The sequence below is a fragment of the Streptomyces sp. NPDC014894 genome (assembly GCF_043080985.1).
Classification (GTDB): Bacteria; Actinomycetota; Actinomycetes; order Streptomycetales; family Streptomycetaceae; genus Streptomyces.
On the sequence record NZ_JBIBWD010000010.1, the window covers coordinates 330,375 to 347,557 of the forward strand.

At 72.0% G+C, this 17,183-nt stretch carries 12 protein-coding genes; 4 read left to right on the plus strand and 8 right to left on the minus strand.

The features are described 5' to 3' along the window. Nucleotides 1-33: 33 nt before the first annotated feature. Both ACF089_RS25065 and ACF089_RS25070 read right to left on the minus strand, forming a co-directional pair. Entirely contained in the window at nucleotides 34-594 is a 561-nt protein-coding gene (locus ACF089_RS25065) for a TetR/AcrR family transcriptional regulator (protein WP_392030499.1), read from the minus strand. A 250-nt stretch (nucleotides 595-844) separates the two neighbouring features. After that, nucleotides 845-2,089: an LCP family protein gene (locus tag ACF089_RS25070; protein WP_392030502.1), complete on the minus strand. Its 1,245-nt coding sequence runs from the start codon at nucleotides 2,087-2,089 to the stop codon at nucleotides 845-847. Nucleotides 2,090-2,230: 141 nt separating this feature from the next. On the opposite strand from ACF089_RS25070, the gene ACF089_RS25075 reads away from it, so the two are divergent. Continuing rightward, complete coding sequence (locus ACF089_RS25075; RefSeq protein WP_392030506.1) at nucleotides 2,231-2,779, plus strand: acyl-CoA thioesterase; 549 nt, start codon at nucleotides 2,231-2,233, stop codon at nucleotides 2,777-2,779. 19 nt (nucleotides 2,780-2,798) lie between these two features. Here ACF089_RS25075 and ACF089_RS25080 read toward each other — a convergent pair whose 3' ends face one another. Continuing rightward, complete coding sequence (locus ACF089_RS25080; protein WP_392030618.1) at nucleotides 2,799-4,160, minus strand: LCP family protein; 1,362 nt, start codon at nucleotides 4,158-4,160, stop codon at nucleotides 2,799-2,801. A gap of 591 nt (nucleotides 4,161-4,751) precedes the next feature. Here ACF089_RS25080 and ACF089_RS25085 point away from each other — a divergent pair. Further along, on the plus strand, nucleotides 4,752-5,768 hold the full coding sequence (locus tag ACF089_RS25085; protein ID WP_392030509.1) for a glycosyltransferase family 2 protein: 1,017 nt from the start codon (nucleotides 4,752-4,754) through the stop codon (nucleotides 5,766-5,768). 143 nt (nucleotides 5,769-5,911) lie between these two features. On the opposite strand, the gene ACF089_RS25090 is transcribed toward ACF089_RS25085, so the two are convergent. From ACF089_RS25090 to ACF089_RS25110, 5 genes are all read right to left on the minus strand, one after another. Further along, nucleotides 5,912-7,669 carry an LCP family protein gene (locus ACF089_RS25090; RefSeq protein ID WP_392030512.1) on the minus strand — a complete coding sequence of 586 codons (1,758 nt, stop codon included), beginning with the start codon at nucleotides 7,667-7,669 and terminating at the stop codon, nucleotides 5,912-5,914. A gap of 278 nt (nucleotides 7,670-7,947) precedes the next feature. After that, nucleotides 7,948-9,606 (minus strand): LCP family protein, encoded by a 1,659-nt coding sequence (locus tag ACF089_RS25095; protein WP_392030515.1) that lies wholly within the window; start codon nucleotides 9,604-9,606, stop codon nucleotides 7,948-7,950. Nucleotides 9,607-9,653: 47 nt separating this feature from the next. Beyond that, nucleotides 9,654-11,426: an LCP family protein gene (locus ACF089_RS25100; RefSeq protein WP_392030518.1), complete on the minus strand. Its 1,773-nt coding sequence runs from the start codon at nucleotides 11,424-11,426 to the stop codon at nucleotides 9,654-9,656. Nucleotides 11,427-11,644: 218 nt separating this feature from the next. Then, nucleotides 11,645-12,991, minus strand: a complete 1,347-nt coding sequence (locus tag ACF089_RS25105) for an LCP family protein (protein ID WP_392030522.1) — start codon at nucleotides 12,989-12,991, stop codon at nucleotides 11,645-11,647. 340 nt (nucleotides 12,992-13,331) lie between these two features. Further along, a complete protein-coding gene (locus ACF089_RS25110; protein WP_392030525.1) occupies nucleotides 13,332-14,084 on the minus strand; it encodes a TIGR03089 family protein in 753 nt (250 codons plus the stop codon). A gap of 128 nt (nucleotides 14,085-14,212) precedes the next feature. Between ACF089_RS25110 and ACF089_RS25115 the strand changes: the two genes are divergently transcribed. Continuing rightward, nucleotides 14,213-15,502, plus strand: a complete 1,290-nt coding sequence (locus ACF089_RS25115) for a peptidoglycan recognition protein (protein WP_392030526.1) — start codon at nucleotides 14,213-14,215, stop codon at nucleotides 15,500-15,502. 88 nt (nucleotides 15,503-15,590) lie between these two features. Then, nucleotides 15,591-16,673 carry a sugar phosphate nucleotidyltransferase gene (locus ACF089_RS25120; protein WP_392030529.1) on the plus strand — a complete coding sequence of 361 codons (1,083 nt, stop codon included), beginning with the start codon at nucleotides 15,591-15,593 and terminating at the stop codon, nucleotides 16,671-16,673. Nucleotides 16,674-17,183 lie beyond the last annotated feature (510 nt).

Consider the following 17,183-nt stretch of genomic DNA (forward strand, 5'->3'; position numbering starts at 1 on the left):
TCTGCGCGCGACCGGAAAGTCGCCCCGCCCCGCTCAGCGCCCCGCCGCCCCCAGCAGCACCCTCGCCGCCTCCTTCGCGTGGGCGGCCGGGAGGGGGGAGCCGTTGATGCCGGCGGTGGACATGGCGCCGTTGGCGAGGAGGGTGAGCTGGTCGGCGAGGAGGGCGGGGGCGTCCAGTTCGTCGGTGAGGCGGGCGAAGTACTCGCGCAGCGCGGCCTTGTGCGCGCGGGCGATGTCCGTCACGCCCGCCGAGATTCCGCCCAGCTCACCATGGGTGTTGATGAAGAGGCAGCCCCGGAAGCCGGGCTCCGCGAACCATTCGGCGAGATAGTCGAAGACGGCGAGCACCCGCTCGCGGGGATCGTCGGACCGGGCCGCGCCATGGGCCGCGACGGCCTCGCGCACCTCGGCGTCCCGCCGCCGCAGCACCGCCTCGACCAGGGCGTCCTTCGAGGGGTAGAGCTGGTAGATCCGCTTGAGGGAGACCCCGGCGGCGGTCCGGACGGCGTCCATCCCCACCGCCTGCACCCCCCGCTCGGCGAACAGGGAGCGGGCCGCCTCCAGCACCCGCGGCTCGGCGGTCTCGGCGTCCATGCTCACTCCTCGTCCGTCCGCCCAGGACCCCGGGCGGCCCGGGACCCGGGGAGAACCATCGTTCTGGCACTGTAACAGCGCGCCGAGGGCCCGCCCCGGCGTCCGGAGCGGGCCCTGCGGCGAACGGCGCGTCACGACAGACGGGAAACCGTATGAGCGACGACCGACGGGCGCGTCGCGGACGGATCGGTTGCCCGACACCGTCCGTCGCGGACGGACCGGTTGCCCGACACCGTCCGTCGCGAACGGGTCAGTTCCCCGACACCGTCACCTTCTCGTCCTTCTGGATCTGGTCGACGATCTGGTCGACCTTGGCCTTGTCCCAGACCAGATTGCTGCCCCGGCTCCCGGAGACCGGCATGTTCATCGACTTCCCGTCGCCCCCGGTGACGCCCTTCATCGCGAAGAACATCTGCCCCAGGTCCCACAGGGACATGTCCTTGTCAACGACTAGCGTGTCCAGACCCGCGCCCATCACCGGATAGAGCGTGAACGGGTTGAGGATCGTCCCCGGCGTCGCCGTCTGGCTCGCCAGGGCCGCCAGGAACTTCTGCTGGTTCTTGGTCCGCGCGAGATCCGCCTCGGCGAACGCGTAACGGGTCCGGACGAACGCCAGCGCCTGCTCCCCGTCGAGCGTCTGCTTGCCCGCCTCGAAGTCAGCGCCCGACTTCTTGTCCTTGAACCCCTTCGGGATGTCCATCTCCACCCCGCCTATCGCGTCCACGACATTGGCGAAGCCCGCGAAACCGATCTCCGCGTAGTGGTCGATGCGCAGATGCGTGTTGTGCTCGATCGTGCGCACGAGCAGCTCCGGCCCGTCCTCCGCGTACGCCGCGTTGAGCTTCACCCGGCGGCCCTGGGCCGGGAAGACCTTGCCGGACTGCGAGCCCTTGAACGACGGGATCTCCACATCCGAGTCACGCGGCAGCGAGATCATCGTGGTGCCGCCCGAGCAGTCGGCGAGGATCATCATCGAGTCGGTGCGCTTGCCCTCCGCCGACCCCGTCCGCAGCCGCTTCTTGTCCTCGGAGGACATGCCCTTGCGGCTGTCCGAGCCGACGATCAGATACGTGGTGCAGTCGTCCTCGCCGGGCCGCTCGATGACCTTGGAGAGATCCACCTCGCGGCGCACCTTGCCGTCCGCCCAGAAATAGGTGCCGACGGAGACCACCAGCAGCGTCCCGACCAGCACCAGCGAGCCGATCTTCAGCCGGCGGCGCCAGTCGACGGGCGGACGCGGCGGACCGGCGGGCGGCGGCGGCCCGGCCGGACCGCCGGGGACGCGCTGTCCGGGAGGCCCGGACGGGGGGCCGGCGGGGGAGCCGTAGACCTGGCCCGTGTTGTAGCCGCTGTCGTAGGGGGCGCCATAACGGTCGTCGTGCCCCTGCGACTGCTGCTGGGGGACCGGAGGACGCTGCACATGGCGCATCACGCGGGGGCCGTCGGGCTCCGCGTCCCGGCCGCCGCGTCCGTATCCATCGGGCCAATCGTTCATGACGATAAGTGTGCCGGGTCACAGCGGGACCCCGACAGTGCGGGTGGCGAATCGGGCCGGGCCTGTAGCCAAGCTGATGCAATGCACCGGCCGCGCCCCCGTCACGGCACTCCGGCGACACCCCCACATAGGGTGGAGAGCATGACAGACCAGCCCCGCCATCCGGACCCGGCGACCGAGGGCAGACCCACCTCGGCCTCGCGCACCACGCTGAGCCACATCATGACCGGCAGTGACACCAACCTCCTCGGCACGGTCCACGGCGGCGTGATCATGAAGCTGGTCGACGACGCGGCGGGCGCGGTCGCGGGCCGGCACTCCGGCGGGCCCGCCGTCACCGCCTCCATGGACGAGATGGTCTTTCTGGAGCCGGTCCGCGTCGGCGACCTCGTCCATGTGAAGGCCCAGGTCAACTGGACCGGCCGGTCCTCCATGGAGGTCGGCGTCCGGGTGCTCGCCGAGCGCTGGAACGAGTCGACCCCCGCCCAGCAGGTCGGCTCCGCCTATCTCGTCTTCGCCGCGGTCGACGGGGACGGCAAGCCCCGCGTCGTACCCCCGGTGGTCCCCGAGACCGAGCGTGACCGCCGCCGCTACCAGGAGGCCCAGATCCGCCGTACGCACCGGCTCGCCCGCCGCCGCGCCATCAAGGAGCTGCGCGAGCGGCGCGCCGCCGAGGGCATGCAGGACTGAGCCGCCCGGACCCGCCGCCTCAGGGGCAGGTCACCTGGTCGCCGGTGACCGCGCCGAACTCGCCCTGATAGGCGTCCTGGGCCCGCACCGGCGTCACCCCCCGGTAGTCCGCCCCCGCCGTCACCCGCAGCGTCCGGCCCTGTCCCTTAACCGCCCGCACCTCGCAGCCGCCGAGCGCCGTCGCCAGCGACCGGGCCGAGCGGTCCCAGCGCGGATCGTACGAGACGAAGGTGCGCTCCACCTCGGGACTGTCGCCGTTGAGCGGGGTACGGGTGGTGTTGAAGCCGGTCGACCGCAGCGCGGCGTCCACCCGGCGGCCCAGCCCGTCCTCCCCGGTCCCGTTGTAGACCTGCACCCTGATCTGCTGCGGGGAGACGTCCACCAGCGCCGCCCGCGCCTTGCGGGCGCGGCCCGGGGCCAGCGGCTTGTCCTCCCGGATCATCCGGAAGAGCCGCCCCGCCTTGTCGGCGTCCCACTTCACGGCCGAGCCGACCCCCTTTACCGTGCCCATCGAGCCGATCGGCACGGAGGTGAACTCCGACGACGCCGCCGAGAAGCCGCGCATCGCCCGGCCGAGGGCCAGCATCTCGTCGGCGCCGAAGCCCTTGTCGGCCCGGACCGAGCCGAGCAGCGTGGACGCCACCTCGCGGAAGCGGACCGGATTGAGCAGCGTGCCGTTGCTGGTGGCCCGTTCGATCAGCGCGGCGACGAACCGCTGCTGGCGCTGCATCCTGCCGAGGTCGGAGGCCACGTCCACATGGCGGGAGCGCACGTACTGGAGCGCCTGGCCGCCGTCCAGCTCATGGGCGCCGGCCGGGAGATCCAGACCGGTGTAGCGGTCCTTCATCGGCCGGGCGGTGCAGATCTCGACCCCGCCGATCGCGTCCACCGTCTTCATGAAGCTGGTGAAGTCGACCTCCAGATAGTGATCGATCTTCACCTTGGTCATGTGCTCGACCGTCCGCACGGTCAGGCCCGGCCCGCCCTCCGCGTACGCGGCGTTCAGCTTCACCGGGTGCGCCGGGCGCTTCTCGCCGGTGGTCCGGTCGGTGTACGCGGGGATCTCGGCGTAGCTGTCGCGCGGCAGGGAGACGACGCTCGCCCGTCCGTTGTCCCGGGAGATGTGCACCAGCATGATCGTGTCGGTGCAGTGGCAGGGCGCGCCGCCGAGGCGGTACTTCGCCTTCTGCTCCGCGGTGATCCGCTCCCGCCCGTCGGTGCCGACGAGCAGCAGATTCATGCCGTGCCCGGCCTCGGGCCTGTTCTTCATGTCCCGGAACGGGTCCACCCGGCTGATCCCGGTGTCCAGACCGGTCAGCACGGCGTGTCCGACGGCCCCCGCGCCGAGGACCAGCACCGAGAGCGCGGTCGCCGCCCGCAGACCCCAGCGGGGTCTGGTGACCACCGGCCGTCTGGTCCTGGGCCCGGGGTTCGGCCGGGGACGGGGGGAGCGGGGCGGCGTGGGCACGAGGGGGACACCTCCGCGGGCGACGGGGGAGGGGCGGCGGCCGGGCACGGGACGGCGGCGCGGCCGACGACGGACGGATGACGGCGTGAGCCGACGGGTGACGGTGACGGCGTGGAGCTGACGGGTGACGGGCGACGGGTGACGGCGTGGAGCTGACGGGTGACGGGTGGCGGCGTGGAGCTGACCGCGAGGGGCTGACGGGTGGCGGCGTGGAGCTGACGGGTGACGGCGTGAGGCTGACGGCGGGCGGGTGAGGACCGGCGGCGTTCGCTGACGGACTGGTGCGGGGCGGGTGACACGGGCGACGGCGCATGGCCGCGGATGACCGCGGGCGACTGCTCGCGGACCGCCGGGGGACTGCGGAAGACAGCGGACGACCGGGGGAGGTCTCCGGTCGCGGCGAACGGGGGAACGAGCACACCGTAGGCCCATACGATCGGCTGCTCGCGCCACCGACCGGCCGCCGCGCGTCCGTGTCCCCCATTCGCGGTAACGTGGCGACTGATGAACGCCACGCCCCCTGTCTCCGTGATCATGCCGGTCCTCAACGAGGAACGGCACTTGCGCAACTCGGTCCGCCACATCCTTGAGCAGGAGTACGACGGCGAGATGGAGGTGGTGATCGCGCTCGGGCCGTCCACGGACCGCACCGACGAGATCGCCGCGGAACTCGTCCGGGAGGACCCGAGGGTCCACACCGTGCCCAATCCCACCGGCCGCACCCCGGCCGCCCTCAACGCCGCGATCAAGGCCTCGCGTCACCCGATCGTGGTACGCGTCGACGGTCACGGGATGCTCTCCGCGAACTACATCGCCACCGCCGTCCGGCTCCTGGAGGAGACCGGCGCGCAGAACGTCGGCGGCATCATGCACGCCGAGGGCGAGAACGACTGGGAGCACGCCGTCGCCGCCGCCATGACCTCGAAGATCGGCGTCGGGAACGCGGCCTTCCACACCGGCGGCGCCGCCGGGCCCGCCGAGACCGTCTATCTGGGCGTCTTCCGGCGCGAGGCGCTGGAGCGGCAGGACGGCTACAACGTGGAGTTCGTCCGCGCCCAGGACTGGGAGCTGAACTTCCGCATCCGTGAGGCGGGCGGCCTGATCTGGTTCTCGCCGGAGCTGAAGGTGCGGTATCGCCCGCGCCCCTCGGTGCGCGCGCTCGCCAAGCAGTACAAGGACTACGGCCGCTGGCGTCATGTCGTCGCCCGCTACCACCAGGGCTCGATCAATCTGCGCTATCTCGCGCCGCCGGCCGCGGTCTGCGCGATCGCCGCGGGCGTCCTGGTCGGCGCGGTGCTCACCCCCTGGGGCCTGATCGTGCCCGGCGGCTATCTGGCCGCGATCGCCGCGGGCTCCGTCCCGGCCGGCAAGGGGCTGCCGCTCAAGGCCCGGCTGCAGATCCCGGTGGCGCTGGCCACCATGCACATGTCGTGGGGCTTCGGCTTCCTGACCAGCCCGCGCGCCCTGGCGAAGAAGGTCATCGCCAGCCGCCGCCCGGCGGTCTCGGCCCCGGCGCACTGACGGTCGACGGCCGCCCGGACGGTGCAGGTCCCGGCCGCACCGACGGCCGGCCGGCGGCCCCGGCGCGCTGACGGCTCACCGGCGGGTCCCCGGGCCTTCGGCGGCTCATCGGCGGTCCCGGGGCCTCCCGGGACCCGCCGTGGTCACTTCGCGCAGATCTGCCGGTCGGCCTCCACCGTCCGCACCCCCTTGGGCGGCTTCCTCGGCCCGCCGATCGGCACCCCCGCGCTCCGGAAGTCCGCGCCCAGGGTCAGCGTCATCGGCCGGAACTCCCCGGAGCCCGCGTCGGTCCCGGCGTCCCCCGCGTCGCCGGAGCCCGCGGGCGCGCCGCCCGGTCTGAGCCCTGCGGCGGGCAGCCCCAGCATGTCGGCCAGCGCCCGCGCCTGATCGGCCTGGTCCGGCGCGTACTCCAGCCGGGTCTTCGCGATCTTCTCCGGCGCGTTGCTCCGGTTGGCCGACTTCAGTACGCCCTTGACGTTGCGCAGCCAGTCGAGCGTCGTCTGCGCGGCGCCGTTGGTGGAGCTGCCGTTGTAGACGTCGACACGGATCTCGGACGCCTGTGCGCGCGGCCCCTTCAGCAGCGCCCGCTGCCGCGCCGCGGCCTCCTTCCCGGCGGCCCTCTCCTCCTTCTCCACCTCGGTGAAGGAGACGTCGTTCGCCAGCATGGCGAACACCTGCGGGGCCTCCACGGGATTCAGCACGACGGTGGCCTTCACCGGCCCCTCGGCGGGATTGTCGATCACCGGGACCGTCATCAGGGTGATGTTCTTGACGTCGATCTTCCCCAGCTCCCCGGCGAGGGCGGTCAGCCTCGGTACGTCGCCTATCCCGGTGTCCACGGTGAGCGCCTTGGTCATCGAGTCCGCGAGGTCGAACATCGCCTTCGGGTCGCCCAGGACCTCGTTCTTCAGCTTGCGGATCATCGAGGCGACGAACTGCTGCTGCACCGCGATCCGGTCGAGGTCGCTGTCGTTCCGCAGACCGTGCCGATTGCGGACGAAGGCGAGCGCCTGCTCCCCCTGGACCGTGGACGGGCCGACCGGCAGATCGAGCAGGGAGTCCTTGTCCTTCATCGGCTTGTCCAGGCAGATGTCCACCCCGCCGATGGCGGTGGTGAGCGTTTTGACGGCGTTGAAGTCCACCATCATGAAGTGGTCCATGGGCAGCCCGGTGATCGCCTTCACGGTGCGCATGGTGCAGCCGGGATCGCGGCCCCGCTGGCCGAACGACTCGTTGAAGCGGGCGCCGGGCTGCGCCGGGACGATCAGGGTCGAGCCGTCCGGCTGCCCGGTCGGACACTCCGGGATGTCGATCACCAGATCCCTGGGGATGCTGAGCGCCGTGGTGTTGGTGCGGTCCGCCGAGACATGGAAGAGGAACGTGGTGTCGGCGTGGCCCTCGCTGCCCTTGTCGCCGTACCCCTCGTTCCCCTCGCCGGTGCGCTTGTCGGTGCCGATCACCAGGATGTTCAGCGGGCCGTCCTTCAGCCCCCGGCCGCTGACCGCGTCACCGACGTCGACGGTGTTGAGATTGCCGTTGAGCCGGTCGTACAGCAGATAGGCGCCCACGGAGCCGCCGAGCAGCAGCAGGCCCAGGGCGCCGCCGGTCCACCTCAGCGCCTTCCGGCGGCCGGACTTCCTGGCCTTGCGGCCCCGTCTGCCCGAGCCGCCGGGTCTGCCGTCCGTCCGGGCGGAGCCCGCCCGAGCGCTCCGCCGGCCGCGCTGGCCGGGGACGGAGGGCCTGGTGCGCGGCGCGGACGCGGTCTCCCGCCGGGCCCGGCCGGAGTCCTGGCGGGGTACGGAATCGTCCAGTCGCAGTTCGTAGGTGCCGGTCCGGGGGTTGAGCACCCACTGGTCGGCGGGGTCGACCCCGTCCGGCCGGTCACGGCTCTGTGCGTCCACGGTCGCTTGAGTCCTCCGTCGGTGCCACGCGAGGTGCCTCTCCCCCACAGGAGACGCTCGGTCCGTCGATCCGGTCGGGCGCGAGGGCGCGGCCCGCAGCACCGGATCTCGTCACACTATCCACCCCGTTCGGCGCGGGGCGACAGCGATGACGAATTCCACGCACCCCGGCCGCGGGCAATCCGCTCGAACCCGGGGGGAATGGCCCGCGCAATACGGACGGATATACGGAAGGGGCCCGGATGAACGTATCCGGGCCCCCTCGACTCCGTAACCGATTACCAGCCGAAGCCGGGCTGGACCTTCATGCAGGCTTCGGTGTCGCCGCCGTTCAGAGCCTCCGCCGACGTGGGCGTCTTGTTGTCGTCCGAGGGGCGGGGAAAGGAGTCGCCGGTGCGCCAGTCCGAACCGACGGTCAGCGCGATGCCGGTGACATCAGTTGATTTCCGTACCGCCGACGCCGGAATGCCGAGCGCCTCGGCGACCGCCCGGGCGTCGCCCTCCAACTCCGCGTTGGAGAAGTGAATGACCGTTTTCCGCTGCTGGCCGCCGGCCGGGTCGGCGACGGCCTGGGCGAAGCCCTTGCCCTGGAGTACGGCGGTGACGGCGGTGGCCCGGCCCTTCTCGGGCAGAACGCCGTCGCCGCCGGTCCCATTGCGCACCTGCACCGGAATCTTCGCGGGCGCGGCCGCCGGATCGGCGGGCTTCGCGGCGGCGGCCTTCCTCTTCTTCGGCGCGCCCCGGCCGTCGAGCGGAATGTCCTCCCGGATCATCCGGAACACCTGTTCCGCCTCGACGGGTTTGGGCTCCACCTTGCCCGTGTAGTTCGGCCGCTTCGAATAGACGCTGGGCATCTTTGCCATCGTAATCCGATCGGTGGGCACGCTCTTGAGCGCTTCGCCGAGTTCCAGAAGGCCCGCGACCGACTCGATGCCCTTGTCGACGGTGAGCGCGTCAATGGCCGCCTCGGCGAGCCTGCGCAGTTTGTTGGGATCGGTGAGCTTGGCGTTCTTCCGCAGCTGGCGCACCATCGAATTCATATACATGTGCTGTGCGCGGGCCCGCGCGAGATCGCTGCCGTCCTCGAATCCATAACGGGTACGGAGCCACTGGAGCGCCTGCTCGCCCTGGACATGGGTGGTGCCGGCCTCCAGCCGCAGCCCGGAGCCCTCTCCCTTGCTGTTGCGGGACTCGACATTGCCCGTGACGCAGACCGGCACCCCGCCGATGGCGTCCGCCATGGAGACCACGCCCGCGAAGTCGATCAGCATGAAGTGGTCGATGGTGATCCCGGTCAGCTCGTGCCAGGTGGCCACCGTGCAGCCCGGGCCGCCGCGGCTGAGGGACTCGTTGGTCTGCGCCCAGTCCCGTGCCGGATGGACCTCGCCGCTCCGGGGATCCTTGCACTCGGGAATCTTCAGCATGGTGTCGCGCGGCATGCTGATCACGGAGATGTTGGTGCGGTCCGCCGACACATGGAGCAGCATCTGCACATCGGCGAGCGGTTTGCCGTCGAAGGTCTCCTTGGCGCCGCCGAGCTTCTGGTTCTCCTTGTTGTCCCGGGCGTCGGACCCGATCAGGAGGATGTTCAGCGGGGTCTGGCCCTCGGCGTTGGCCCGGTGGCCCGGCATCTTCTTGGTGCCGAGCGTCAGATCCTCCTTCTTGATCTTGCTGTTGAGGCGTTCGTAGTACAGATAACCGGCCCCCGCCGTCGCGAGTATCAGCACCGACAGCACGATCGCGGTCCAGCGCAGCACCCGGCGCCTGCCGCGCCGCACGGGGCGGACGCCGGCGGGCCGGCCGCGGCCCGGGGGGCGGCGGGGGCCGGGCACCGGCCCGGAGCCCTTCCCGTCGCCGCCGTCGGCCCCCCGGCCGCCGTCACGGGCGTTCGGGGCGCGATCCGGAGCCTTTCCTCCGCGTACGGTGTTCCGTCCCACCCCTGAATCCCCCTGTCATGCGTACCGAGTGACGGGGCGTTCCCTGGTCACCCGGCGCACACCTGCTTGTCGGCTTCGACCTTCTTGACGCCCTCCGGCGTCTTGGCCGCGCCGGTGATGGGCACCCCCGCGCCCTTGAAGTCGCCGCCGAGGACGAGCGTCATCGCCTCAAGTCCCTCGGCGTCCGTCGTGCCCGGCTTCATCGCCGAGGCCGGCAGACCCATCAGATCCGCGAGCTTACGGGCCTGGTCGGCCTGGTTGGGCGCGTACTCCAGGGTCGTCTTCCCGGCCTTCGCGGGGGCGTTGCCCTCGTTGCTGGACTTGAGCACGCCCTGCTCGTTCTGGAGCCAGGTCAGCGTCGCCAGGGCGACGCCCTTGGTGTCGCTGCCGTTGAGGACCTTGACCCTGATGTCGGCGGCCGCCGCGCGCGGGCCCTGGAGCAGCTTCTTCTGCTCGCCCTTGGCGGCCTTCTCCTTCTTCTTCACCTCGGTGAGCGAGGTGTCGCTCTGGATCATCGAGAAGAGGGGCCTGGCCTTCCCCTCGTTGAGCAGCACGGTCGCCCCGTCGGAGTTGTCGTCCACCGGGACCGTGACGAAGGTGATGTTCTTCGGATCCACCTCGGCCAGCTCCATGCCGAGGTCCTGGAGCTTCTGGATGCTGCCTATCCCGGTGTCCACGGTGAGCGCCTTGGTGGCCGCGTTCGCCAGGTCCCACATCTTCGTGGGGCTGGTGAGGGTGTCGCTGGACTTCATCTTGCGGATCATCGAGCTGAGGAACTGCTGCTGGATCTCGATCCGGCTCAGGTCGCCGCCGTGGCCCACCGAGGAGCGGGTCCGGACGAAGGCCAGGGCGTCCTCGCCCTTGAGATTGTGCGTCCCCTTGGTGAGCTTGAGCTTGGAATCCTTGTCGTCGATGTCCTTGGCGAGGCAGACCTCGACCCCGCCGACCGCCGTCGCCATCGTCTTGACCGCGTTGAAGTCGGCCATCATGAAGTGGTCGACCTCGATGCCCGTCAGCTCCTTGACCGTCCGCATGGTGCAGCCGGGGTCACGGCCCTGCTGGCCCAGGCTCTCGTTGAAGCGGGTGTTCAGCGAGCCGGGGATGGTCTTGGTGCCCTCGTCGGTCTTGGTCTCGCAGGCGGGTATTTCGGTGAGCAGGTCGCGCGGTATGGAGAGCGCGGTGGCGTTGGTGCGGTCCTGGGAGACGTGGAAGAGGATCGTGGTGTCGGCGTGGCCCTCGCTGCCCTTGTCGCCGTAGGACGCGTTGCCCTTCCCGGTCCGCTTGTCCGTGCCGATGACCAGGATGTTGACGGGCTTGTCCTTCTTGAAGCCCCCGGTGCCCGCCCCGGGCACGGCTATCGTGTTGAGATTCGAGTTCAGCCGGTCATAGGCGAGGTACGCGCCGACGGACCCGGCGACGACGGTGAAGCCGAGCACCCCGCCCGTCCACATCAGCACCTTCTTCTTACGGGTCTTGGCCGGCTTGCGCTTGCGCCGGCCGGGGGCCGCGGCGGCGGCGTCGGCGGAGCGCCCTCCCGACCGGTTGGCCGCCCGGCCGCCGGAGCGCCGTGAGCGCTGCCCCGGCACCTCGGGCCCGGCCGCGGACGCCTCGGCGTCCTCGGGGGAGCGGCGCTGTCTCGGCGCACGGCCCCCGGGGGCGTCGGGCACGGCGGGGACCCCGCCGTCGGCCGTGGGGGAGACCGGGGGCGACTGCGGTGCGGAGCGATCCAGTCGCAGTTCGTATTGGCCGGTCTCCGGGTTGAGTACCCACTGGTCGGCGGGGTCGAAGTCGTCCGCCTGCCCACGGCTCTGCTCATCCACGGTTGTCTGATTCCTCCGTCGCTGCCACGCGAAGCGCCTCCCCCGGAGGGCGCTCGGTCTCTCGGTCCGGCGTGTGATCGCACGGGGCCGGAGAACCGGATCGAGTCACACTATCCGCCCAGTTCACAGGGGTGCGACGTCCGTGACAAATTCCACATCACTTACAAGCGGGCAATATGCCCAATTCGCTTGCCGTGCGCCCGGGCTTGGTCAGCGTTTTACTTGCACACCCCCACCGCCGCGTTGGTTCCGGTGAACGTCGGCGACGGGGTGGGGCTCGCCGAGGAGCCGTCCGCCGTCCCCTCCCGCTCGGCCGCCGTCTCGTCGGCGTCCTTCGGAAGCACCGTGATCGGCCGGTCCTCGCGCAGCCGCTCGAACAGCTCGTCGGCCTCCGGCTGCACCAGTTCGTCCCGGTTCCTGTTGGCCGCGTACGGCTGCCGGGGCGTGGTCAGGAACTGCACCTTCTCGGTGGGCACCTTCTGCACCGACCGGGACAGGTCGTAGAGGTCCTTCAGCGAGTCCAGACCGGGATCCGTGGTCAGCGACTTGGTCGCCGCGTCCAGCAGCGGATAGAGCTTCGTCCAGTTCAGCAGCACGCCGTTGCTCTGCACCTTCTTCACCAGCGCGCCCAGGAACTGCTGCTGCCGCTCCATCCGGTCCGTGTCGCTGCCGTCGCCCAGGGTCTTGCGGGCGCGTACGTATCCGAGCGCCTGCTCCCCGTCGAGGGTCTGCGCGCCCGCGTCCAGGGCGAGCCGGGCGTCCGGGTCGTCGATGGGCTTCTTGAGGCAGACCTCGACGCCGTCGACCGCGTCGACCATCTTCTTGAAGCCCCGGAAGTCCACGATCATGTGGTGGTCGATCCGCACCCCGGTCATCTTCTCGACCGTCCGGATGGTGCAGGCGGCCCCACCGGTCTCGAACGCGCTGTTGAACTGTCCGAACCGCTCCTGGGTGCGGGAGCCGTCGGCCGTGCGGCAGCTCGGGATCCGCGCCATCAGATCGCGCGGGATGGACATCGCGGTCGCGCTCTGCCGGTCGGCGGCGATGTGCAGCAGGATCGTGGTGTCCGAGCGCTGGCTGCCGCCGTCGTCCCGCCCGTACTCGCTGTTGCCCTTGCCGGAGCGGGTGTCGGAGCCGAGGACGAGGATGTTCTGCGCGTCCTGGACCACCGGGGTCGGCCGCTCCCGCTCGTACATCTGGAGTTCGGCGGCGGCGGTGGTGTCGGTGGTGATGTTGGAGTCCAGCTGGCGGTAGAACCACCAGGCGGCGCCGGCCCCGGCGAGGACGACGACGGCGGTGCCGAGGGCCGTCCAGCGCAGCCAGTGGCGCTTGCGCGCGGCGGGCGGATCGCCGTCGGCGGGATCCGGGGGGCCGGAGGCGCCGGGCGGGCCCGGGGAGTCCGGCGGGGCCGGGGCGGCGGGAGCGTCCGGCCCGGGAGTGATGACCTTGGGTTCGACGGGCGGGCTCGCGTCGTCCTCGGGTGCCCCGTCGGTCGCGCCGTCGTCCTCCGCCGGACCCTCGGGCCCGTCCGGAGTACCAGCACTGTCGGTCACGTCTGCGTCCATCCTTCATGGCGTCGGCGGCGCGCTGGACCGCCGATCGCAGGGCTAGACGGCTGAACATCGCGCTTGGTTGTGCTGTACGGCTCGCGTTTCGCCGATCATCCACCGGAGTTGGGACCCCGGCCCGGGGGCTCGACCGGACCAGGGCCACACGAGTGGACGTCAGCCGCTCACCGCATCGCGGGAGTTGCCCGTACGGGAGGCCCGCAGGCGCGGCGTCGGCGGGCCGTACGGGAGGCCCGCCCGGGGTGGTGACGGCGACCGGTCACCAGGCCGGCCGGCGCGGGACGGCGATCTGTGCGCGCGGGCCGGCGCGGTGACGGCGATCTGTACGCGGCGTCCGTCAGCGCGCGGTGACGGTGACGCGCTCGCTCTCGATCCGCCGGCGCAGACCGTCCTCGGGAAGCCGGTCGAGATGCCGGCACAGCACCACCGACGCCCCGGCCGCCAGCGGCGCGAACAGCCCCGCCGACAGGCCCTCCCAGCTGTCGTAGCCGCGCCCGCTCAGCACCCGGGACCCGGGCGTCAGACCCAGTTCGGCCGCGTCGACGCGGGCCCGCTCCACCAGCAGCGCGCCGCTCAGCTCCGTACCGCCGACCGCGAGCGCGGGGGCCGCCGGGTCGACCGGCGCGTACGGGGCGAACCGGTCGCCCTGCGAGGGCGCCTCCACCGCGTAGTCCGAGAAGCCCTCCGGGGGAGCGGGGAACCGCCCGCCGAGGGGGCGCAGGGCCAGCGCCACCCGCTCGCCCCGGCAGGCGCGCGCCCGCTCCAGGGCGTCCGGCCCGCTGACGACGAGATCCGCCGCCGCCGGATCGCCGTCCACATCGACGAGCACCCCCGTGGAGGAGGCGGCGAGCAGCCAGACCGCGCTCTGCCAGTGCGCGGGCAGCAGCAGCGCGAGCCGGTCGCCGGGCTCGGCGGCCAGATCGCCCTGGATCAGATTCGCCGTCTTGGCCACCCAATTGGCGAGGGTCGCGACGGACAATTCGACGCGCTCACCGGTGGCGTCGTCGTAGAAGGTGACCAGGGGGCGTGCGGGGTCCGAGGCGAGCGCGGATCGCAGCAGGTCGGCGGGGGTACGGTCGCTGGCGTTCATCAGCGAAAGGGTACGCGCCGCGCCGCCGGCGGGGGCCGCCGAACCGGTGACGCGATCCTCCGGTCGGCCCGCTCCGCCACCGGTGTGTGCGCGGGCGAAGCCGGGGGCCAGGCACCAGGATCTTCCCCATGCGTGGATACCTGGCAACCTCGATCGGCGTCGCGGTCTCGACCGCGCTCGTGCTCCCGCTCTCCCCGCCCGCCGGCGCGACCGCCGCGGCCCTCCCGCCACCGCCCCCGCCGGCGGTCAAGGCGTCCGGCCTCCCCGGCTCCACCCAGTCCCTGCCGCTCACGCCGACGACCCGCTCGCTCGCCCCCTCCGCCGAACGCGGGACGCTCCACCGGCAGGTCCGGCCCTTCTCGATGGCCGGCGTCGTCTGGGACGACGCCCGCGCCGAACTCCACGGCGCCGTCCAGCTCCGCACCCGCGCGATCGGCACCGGAGTCTGGTCCCGCTGGCAGGACGTCGAGACCCACAACCACGAGCACGGCGCGGACCTCGGCACGGCGGAGAACGCGGGGGCCCGGGGCTCCACCGCCCCGCTGTGGGTGGGCGCGTCCGACGGGGTGGAGGTACGCGTACGGCCCGAGGCCGGGCGGCCGGCGGCGCTGCCCGCCGGGATGAGGCTGGAACTGGTCGACCCGGGGGAGGCCCCCGAGGAGGCGGACGAGCCCGAGGAGCCGGAGGAGGCCGAGGAACCGGACGAGCCCGAGGAGCCCGAGCACGAGATCGCGGCGGCCGCGGCGGCGGCCCGGCGCGCGGCGGTCCCGGCCCCCGACGCCCTCCCGGCGCGGCAGGCGGCGAAGCCGTACATCGGACCCCGCCCGAAGATCGTCAGCCGTAAGGGCTGGAAGGCCAGCGAATCGCTGCGGGAACGGGGCTTCGTCTACAGCTCGACGGTCAAGGCCGCCTTCGTGCACCACAGCGCCACCGGGAACGGATATACCTGCAAGCAGTCGGCCTCCGTCCTTCGCAGTATCTACCGCTACCACGTCGTGAGCAGCGGCTGGCGCGACATCGGCTACAACTTCGCCGTCGACAAGTGCGGGAAGATCTACGAGGGCCGGGCGGGCGGAGTGACCAGGGCGGTACGGGGCGCGCACACCCTCGGCTTCAACACCAACAGCATGGGCATCGCCGTCCTCGGCTCCTTCAGCCGCACCGGCCCGCCCGCCGCCGCGGTGACCGCCGTCGCCCGGCTCACGGCCTGGAAACTCGGGCTCTTCAAGGGCAATCCGAAGGGGAAGGTCACGCTCACCTCCGGGGGCAGCGGCAAGTACGCCAAGGGCCGGAAGGTCCGGTTCAACGTCATCTCCGGACACCGCGACGGCTTCTACACCGACTGTCCCGGAGCCCGCCTCTACAGCAAGCTCGGCCTCGCCAGAAAGGCGTCGGCCGGGTACCAGGGACGCGCCTGACCGGGAGCCCGCCCGTCCACTGCATAAACTGACCGGTCTCGAACGGGTGAATCCACCCTCCGCCCGGACAGGAAGCAGAGACGACACGGTGACAGAAGCGATCCTCCTGGTCGGCGGCAAGGGCACCCGGCTGCGCCCGCTCACCGTGAACACCCCCAAGCCGATGGTCCCGGCGGCGGGCGTCCCCTTCCTCACCCACCAGCTGGCGCGGGCCCGGGCAGCGGGCGTGGAGCACATCGTGCTCGCGACCTCGTATCTGGCCGAGGTCTTCGAGCCCTACTTCGGCGACGGCTCCTCGCTGGGTCTGAGCATCGAGTACGTGACCGAGGAGGAGCCGCTCGGCACCGGCGGGGCGATCCGCAATGTGGCCGAACGGCTCTCGTCGGGACCCGACGAACCCGTTCTGATCTTCAACGGGGACATCCTGACCGGGCTGGACATCGGGGCGCTCCTCGGCGAGCACCGCTCCTCGGGCGCGGACGTGTCGCTGCATCTGACGCGGGTGGCGGACCCCAGGGCGTTCGGCCTGGTGCCGACGGACGGCACGGGGCGGGTGACGGCGTTCCTGGAGAAGCCGCAGACGCCCGAGGAGATCGTCACCGACCAGATCAACGCGGGGGCGTACGTCTTCCGCCGCTCGGTGATCGACACGATCCCGGCGGGCCGTCCGGTCTCGGTGGAACGGGAGACCTTCCCCGGCCTGCTCTCCTCGGGGGCCCACCTCCAGGGCATGGTCGACTCCACCTACTGGCTCGACCTGGGCACCCCCCAGGCCTTCGTCCGCGGCTCGGCCGACCTGGTCCTCGGCCGGGCCCCGTCCCCGGCCGTGCCCGGCCGCTGCGGCGACCGTCTCGTCCTGGACTCGGCCTCCGTCGCCCCCGACGCCAAGCTCACCGGCGGCACCGTCGTCTGCGAGGGCGCCCGGGTGGGCGCCGGGGCCAGGATCGACGGCAGCGTGGTGCTCGCCGGCGCGGTGATCGAGGAAGGCGCCGTGATCTCCGACTCCCTCATCGGGACCCGCGCCCTCATCGGCGCCCGCACCATCCTCACCGGCGCCGTCATCGGCGACGGCGCCACCGTCGGCCCCGACAACGAACTCCTCTCCGGCGCCCGCCTCTGGTGCGACACCACCCTCCCCCCGGCCACCCTCCGCTTCTCCTCCGACCAGTAGCCACCCCTCCACCCCGGCCCCGCCGGGCCATCCCAGCCCCGCCGGGCTTCCCGTCCCGCGCCCCTCAGCTCTCCCGGCCTTGCTCACCCCGAGCCTGGGCGCTCCGCTCAACCTCAGCGCCGCCGGGCTTCCCGTCCCGCGCCCCTCAGCTCTGCCGACCTTGCTCCCCCCGAACCCTGCGGGCACTGCTCAACCTCAGCCTCGCCGGGCCATCCCAGCCCCGCCGGCGTTTGAGGCGCGAGGCTTTTGGTGGTGGCCCGCGCCCAATCTCAGCTCCGCCGGCGTTTGAGGCGCGAGGCTTTTGGTGGTGGCCCGCGCCCAATCCCAGCCCCGCCGACGCATGAGGCGCGAGGTTTCTTTGGGGGCTGGCCCGCGCCAAATTTCAGCCTCGCCGGCGATTGAGGCGCAGGGGTTCGAGGGCCGGCCCCCGACCGCAGCCCGCGCCCCGCGGAGGGCACCGCACCCCGAGGGCCCCCGGGCCCCGGGCCCCCGCAGCGCCCCCGCACCCCG

What these genes read in the sequence shown, in the direction of transcription:
- ACF089_RS25070 (WP_392030502.1), bottom strand. Translation starts at nt 2,089, where the DNA reads ATGAACGATTGGCCCGATGGATACGGACGCGGCGGCCGGGACGCGGAG.
- ACF089_RS25115 (WP_392030526.1), top strand. Translation starts at nt 14,213, where the DNA reads ATGCGTGGATACCTGGCAACCTCGATCGGCGTCGCGGTCTCGACCGCG.
- ACF089_RS25110 (WP_392030525.1), bottom strand. Translation starts at nt 14,084, where the DNA reads ATGAACGCCAGCGACCGTACCCCCGCCGACCTGCTGCGATCCGCGCTC.
- ACF089_RS25065 (WP_392030499.1), bottom strand. Translation starts at nt 594, where the DNA reads ATGGACGCCGAGACCGCCGAGCCGCGGGTGCTGGAGGCGGCCCGCTCC.
- ACF089_RS25085 (WP_392030509.1), top strand. Translation starts at nt 4,752, where the DNA reads ATGAACGCCACGCCCCCTGTCTCCGTGATCATGCCGGTCCTCAACGAG.
- ACF089_RS25075 (WP_392030506.1), top strand. Translation starts at nt 2,231, where the DNA reads ATGACAGACCAGCCCCGCCATCCGGACCCGGCGACCGAGGGCAGACCC.
- ACF089_RS25105 (WP_392030522.1), bottom strand. Translation starts at nt 12,991, where the DNA reads ATGGACGCAGACGTGACCGACAGTGCTGGTACTCCGGACGGGCCCGAG.